General features: G+C 61.4%; 4 protein-coding genes. 2 read left to right on the top strand and 2 right to left on the bottom strand.

The window, feature by feature from the left end; translation table 11 throughout:
- Window positions 1–47 precede the first annotated feature (47 nt).
- Together HU811_RS26060 and upp are read right to left on the bottom strand one after the other, a co-directional pair.
- Window positions 48–1,322, bottom strand: a complete 1,275-nt coding sequence (locus tag HU811_RS26060; RefSeq protein ID WP_092453960.1) for a uracil-xanthine permease family protein — start codon at window positions 1,320–1,322, stop codon at window positions 48–50.
- 2 nt (window positions 1,323–1,324) lie between these two features.
- The gene (upp, locus tag HU811_RS26055) at window positions 1,325–1,963 is read right to left on the bottom strand and encodes a uracil phosphoribosyltransferase (protein ID WP_030138594.1); all 639 of its coding nucleotides are present in this window, start codon (window positions 1,961–1,963) and stop codon (window positions 1,325–1,327) included.
- A 175-nt stretch (window positions 1,964–2,138) separates the two neighbouring features.
- Between upp and HU811_RS26050 the strand changes: the two genes are divergently transcribed.
- Window positions 2,139–2,696 carry a hypoxanthine-guanine phosphoribosyltransferase gene (locus tag HU811_RS26050; protein WP_047229412.1) on the top strand — a complete coding sequence of 186 codons (558 nt, stop codon included), beginning with the start codon at window positions 2,139–2,141 and terminating at the stop codon, window positions 2,694–2,696.
- A gap of 3 nt (window positions 2,697–2,699) precedes the next feature.
- Window positions 2,700–3,173 carry a WbuC family cupin fold metalloprotein gene (locus tag HU811_RS26045; RefSeq protein WP_186658940.1) on the top strand — a complete coding sequence of 158 codons (474 nt, stop codon included), beginning with the start codon at window positions 2,700–2,702 and terminating at the stop codon, window positions 3,171–3,173.
- Window positions 3,174–3,220 lie beyond the last annotated feature (47 nt).

Below are 3,220 nucleotides of genomic sequence, written 5' to 3'. Positions count from 1 at the left end.
CACTCGAGCGGGAGCAAGCTCCCTCGCCACATTATGTACAGGCTGATTTATAGCAGCGGCTCATCCGCCTTCTTGTGCTTCCAGCCGTCATTGCCCGGCAGGATCAGGTTCAGGGCGATCGCCACCACCGCGCATAACGCGATGCCTTTGAGGCCGAAGTCGTCCGGGCCGGTGCCGGTGCCCACCAGCACACCGCCGATACCAAACACCAGCGTCACCGAAACGATCACCAGGTTGCGCGCTTCGCTCAGGTCGATCTTGTGGCGGATCAGCGTGTTCATGCCCACCGCCGCGATCGAACCGAACAACAGGCACAGGATTCCGCCCATCACCGGCACCGGGATGCTTTGCAGCAGCGCGCCGAACTTGCCGATGAAGGCCAGGCTGATAGCGAAGATCGCCGCCCAGGTCATGATTTTCGGGTTGTAGTTTTTGGTCAGCATCACCGCGCCAGTGACTTCGGCGTAAGTGGTGTTGGGCGGGCCGCCGAACAGGCCGGCTGCCGTGGTGGCGACGCCATCGCCGAGCAGGGTGCGGTGCAGGCCGGGTTTTTTCAGGTAGTCGCGACCGGTCACGCTGCCCACAGCGATGACCCCACCGATGTGCTCGATGGCTGGCGCCAGGGCTACCGGTACGATGAACAGGATCGCTTGCCAGTTGAATTCCGGCGCGGTGAAGGCCGGCAAGGCGAACCACGGTGCGGCGGCGATCTTGGCGGTGTCCACCACCCCAAAATAAAACGCCATGGCAAACCCCACCAGCACGCCGGAAATGATCGGCACCAGGCGGAAAATGCCTTTGCCGAACACCGCGACGATCAGGGTGGTGAGCAGCGCCGGCATCGAGATCAGCATCGCCGTCTGGTAGGCAATCAGCTCGGTACCGTCACCGGCCTTGCCCATGGCCATGTTGGCGGCAATCGGTGCCATGGCCAGGCCGATGGAAATGATCACCGGCCCAATCACCACCGGCGGCAGCAAACGGTCGATAAATCCGGTGCCCTTGACCTTCACCGCCAGGCCCAGGAAGGTGTAGACGAAACCGGCCGCCATCACGCCGCCCATGGTCGCGGCCAGGCCGAACTGGCCCTTGGCGAGAATGATCGGGGTGATGAAGGCAAAGCTCGATGCCAGAAATACCGGCACCTGACGTCCGGTGACGATCTGGAACAGGATTGTCCCCAGGCCCGCCGTGAACAGCGCTACGTTCGGGTCCAGCCCGGTGATCAGCGGCATCAGTACCAGCGCGCCGAAGGCGACGAACAGCATCTGTGCGCCGGACAAAACCTGGCGCCAGAGCGGATCGTTGAACTCATCCTGCATGCTCAAGCGTCCTTCTGCTTGGTGCCGAAGATCTTGTCGCCGGCATCGCCCAGGCCGGGGATGATGTAGCCATGTTCATTGAGTTTCTGGTCGATCGAAGCGGTGTAGATGGTGACGTCGGGGTGAGCGTCTTCCACCGCCTTGATGCCTTCGGGGGCCGCGACCAGCACCATGGCGCGGATGTCACGGCAACCGGCTTTTTTCAGCAGGTCGATGGTGGCGACCATGGAGCTGCCGGTGGCGAGCATCGGGTCGATGATCATGGCCAGGCGCTCGTCGATTTCCGGCACCAGTTTTTCCAGGTAGGTGTGAGCCTGCAGGGTCTGCTCGTTGCGGGCCACGCCCACGGCGCTGACCTTGGCGCCCGGGATCAGGCTCAGCACGCCTTCGAGCATGCCGATGCCGGCACGCAGGATCGGCACCACGGTGATCTTCTTGCCAGCGATTTTTTCCACCTGGACCGTGCCGGCCCAACCGTCGATTTCATAGGACTCCAGCGGCAGGTCCTTGGTGGCTTCATAGGTGAGCAGTGCACCGACTTCCTGGGCAAGTTCGCGGAAGTTCTTCGTGCTAATGTCGGCGCGGCGCATCAGGCCGAGTTTATGTCTGATCAGCGGGTGGCGGATCTCGAGGATGGGCATGGGGAAAGCTCCGGCGGCGGGCAAAAAAACCGGCCTAGATTAATCTATCCGAGGGTGTTGTCCTATAGACAATACAGAACGTTAGTCCACAAACGCTTGATCTGGCCGGGCGGGATGCGTACCTTTGCCCGTTTTTCCGAACCCGTCCCTCCCTCAACCTCCCCTGGAGAGCGCCATGTCCGCTGATCTCGAGCATATCCGTCAAATCATGCGAGAGGCTGACTGCCTGTACACCGAAGCCGAAGTCGAAGCGGCCATCGCCCGTGTCGGTGCGCAAATCAACGACCAGTTGGCCGATTCCAACCCGGTGGTGTTCTGCGTCATGAACGGTGGGCTGATTTTCTCCGGCAAGCTGCTGACCTACCTGAATTTCCCGCTGGAAGCGTCCTACCTGCACGCCACTCGTTACCGTAACGAAACCAGCGGTGGCGACCTGTTCTGGAAAGCCAAGCCGGAAGTTTCATTCATCGACCGCGACGTGCTGATCATCGATGACATCCTCGACGAAGGTCACACCCTGGGCGCCATCATCGACTTCTGCAAACACGCCGGTGCCCGCGCCGTGCACACCGCCGTGCTGATCGACAAGGACCACGACCGCAAGGCTCGTCCGGACCTGAAAGCCGATTTCGTCGGTCTGCCGTGCATCGACCGCTACATCTTCGGCTACGGCATGGACTACAAAGGTTACTGGCGCAACGCCAATGGTATTTTCGCCGTCAAAGGAATGTAATCGATGAACCAACCGGGCTTTCTGGATCAAGCGCTGTTCAACGAACTGGCCGAGAAAGCCACGGCCAGTCCTCGCGGGCGGCAACACCATAACTTTCATCAGATGGACGAGCCTTGCCACCGCATGGCGGTTGGCTTGCAGCCTTGCACCTACATTCCACCTCATCGCCACCTCAGTGCCGACAAGGCTGAAACCTTGCTGGTACTCAAGGGCCGGCTCGGTGTGTTGATCTTCGATGAAACCGGCACGGTGGTGGACAAGCGTATCCTGCAGGCCGGTGGCGATTGCCTCGGTGTCGACCTGCCGGCGGGCGTGTACCACGGTTTAGTGGTGCTGGAAGCCGACAGCATGATGTTCGAGTGCAAGGCCGGCCCTTACCGCCCGGTAGGCGACGGTGAACTGGCCCATTGGGCACCCCGCGAAGGCGAGGTGGGGGTGGCTGAATATCAAGCCTGGATGCGCGCGCAGTTCGACTGAGCGGTGCGGTAGCGAGGCTTCTGTGGCGAGGGAGCTTGCTCCCGCTG

The organism is Pseudomonas tehranensis (genome assembly GCF_014268615.1).
Lineage (GTDB): Bacteria > Pseudomonadota > Gammaproteobacteria > Pseudomonadales > Pseudomonadaceae > Aquipseudomonas > Aquipseudomonas tehranensis.
The sequence above is the reverse complement of the archived record's forward strand: the minus strand, read 5'-3'. Positions and strand labels throughout refer to the sequence as shown.

What these genes read in the sequence shown, in the direction of transcription:
- HU811_RS26060 (WP_092453960.1), bottom strand. Translation starts at nt 1,322, where the DNA reads ATGCAGGATGAGTTCAACGATCCGCTCTGGCGCCAGGTTTTGTCCGGC.
- upp (WP_030138594.1), bottom strand. Translation starts at nt 1,963, where the DNA reads ATGCCCATCCTCGAGATCCGCCACCCGCTGATCAGACATAAACTCGGC.
- HU811_RS26050 (WP_047229412.1), top strand. Translation starts at nt 2,139, where the DNA reads ATGTCCGCTGATCTCGAGCATATCCGTCAAATCATGCGAGAGGCTGAC.
- HU811_RS26045 (WP_186658940.1), top strand. Translation starts at nt 2,700, where the DNA reads ATGAACCAACCGGGCTTTCTGGATCAAGCGCTGTTCAACGAACTGGCC.